The sequence below is a fragment of the Roseateles sp. P5_B10 genome, assembly GCF_056400485.1.
The window spans coordinates 1-1,863 of the sequence record NZ_JBFULE010000944.1; the positions used below are offsets into that span (position 1 = coordinate 1).

Here is a 1,863-nt window from a genome sequence, read left to right on the forward strand (position 1 = left end):
ATGGTGTACGGCTGCCAGTCGGGCCCCCACGAGATCGTTGGCACTGGCGTCATCTGACGCAAGCAACGTCCCTTCCCCCCTGGACAAGCGGTCAACTCGAAGGCACCGCTGATGTCGGAGAAGTAGCGCGGCAAATAACCCCATTGCTTCGGATCGGCGTACTGTTCGAAGGTCTCGTAATAGGGGAAGGGGAAAGCCTTGACCTCCGGGATCTTGTCGAAACCACCCTTGCGCTGCCCGCGGGTGGTCGTCAGTGAATAGACAGCATGCGGATCGAGGGTGAGCGTCACGACACCATTGACCGGTTCGAGGTCATCCTGGCGTACGAAGTGCTCCTTCTCATTGCTGCGCCAGACAGCCAGCTCGTTCGACGACAGGCCGCCGCCAATTTCGAACCGGACCTGCTGCGGGGCCTTGGCGTCTTTGGTTTCAAGGATGATGCTGTAGTCGCTGGCTGGCGATTTCAGGGTGACATAAGTGCCGCCCGCCGTCAGGTCGCCACTACCACCCTTGAGGTAGGTCCAGCCAATTTCGGTGAATTGGCCGTAATGGGCGTAACCCCAAAGCACGGGGTTGAGCTGGTAATGCGCACTCCAAGGCCAATTGGCCCGTATGGCCGCTTCCTTCTCGCCGGAATACGGGGTCATGGTGTACAGGCCTGCAATGCCATACCAGTTGACGACCTTGGTGGCGCCGCTGCGAACAAAATTCTCGTTGAAACCCTGCACCATCGAGATCAGGCCGTCATAGCCCGCCTTGTACACGTGCTGCTCGGTATTCCAGATCGGCTTGTTGAGGCTTTCAGCCAACTCGCGCACCGATGCTGGCGTAAATGACGCGGGCGGATTGATATGGGCGCCGATGATGTCGATCGAGTCGCGCAAGTCTTTGTCCGTCAGCATGTCCTTCACAAAATTGAATTTCCAATCGTCCGGCCAGTTGTCAAAGGCGTGAATCTTTGTCGACTTGAAACCATTCGCTGTCAGGGTCGTGCGCAGCGCCTTGCTGAAGTCATAGCTCACGCCCTTTTCATTGCGAATGCCGATCGCGTCCAGCTCCAGCCCATACACCTGGCGCAGGCCCTGGAGCCACGTCACGTAGTAGTTGGCCGTGTCTTGTGAAAAGAAGTTGCGGTCGCCCTTGTCGTCGCTACCGGCTTGTTTTGTAAACACCGGGCCCTGGTCGCCCAGCCATCCGGGCGCGCTCCAGGCAGTGGCATCAAGCGAGAGTTTTGGATTGCGCTTCTTGGCCTCCTGCATAACCCACCACATATAGCCGCGCGAATAATTCAAGTCGTCGCGCTTGTGCATGTGGCTGGGCATGGAGCCCTGCGTAGAATTGCCGTCGCCGGGAATTTCGACGTATAGCGCGCTGACGGAAGCACCGAACCTGGGCTTGTAAATCAAATCTAGAATCTGGCTGCGCTGGGGTTCTGGATAATCCTTCAACAAGACCGAAGTGGCCCCGCCCCCATCGACGACGCCGATGCCGTCAAAATGCTTCCCGCCCGCATCGCCTTGCAGCGTAATGCGCTGCTCTGGCGGTGATGCGAGCACGCCGTTGGATCCGATAATCAATAACAGAAATATAACTGGCAAGGAAAAACGGCCGCGCATAGGAAACTTCCACGAAATCGTCAGGCCGGGCTTAGGCCGGCAATTAAAAACAAATAAGCCTCGGGTGTTGGGAAGTTCGACTTCGTGTCGACCCGATGCCTACAGTTATTTTGAGAATTGCCAGTAATCGAACTTGAACAGTTCTTCGCCGGCCTCACCGCGGAATACGAAGAAGAGATCCTGGACGCCGGAGGCTCCGGAGATCTGGGCCAACTGCTGCTTCCATTCGCCGCCGGTTCCTGACACC

At 57.3% G+C, this 1,863-nt stretch carries 2 protein-coding genes; both read right to left on the reverse strand.

The features are described 5' to 3' along the window. On the reverse strand, positions 1-1,616 hold a 1,616-nt coding region (locus AC1DU6_RS29550; protein WP_477861564.1), incomplete at its 3' end, for a galactocerebrosidase. Between the two features lie 105 nt (positions 1,617-1,721). Beyond that, entirely contained in the window at positions 1,722-1,862 is a 141-nt protein-coding gene (locus AC1DU6_RS29555; RefSeq protein WP_477861566.1) for a carbohydrate-binding protein, read from the reverse strand. Between the last annotated feature and the right edge of the window lies 1 nt (position 1,863).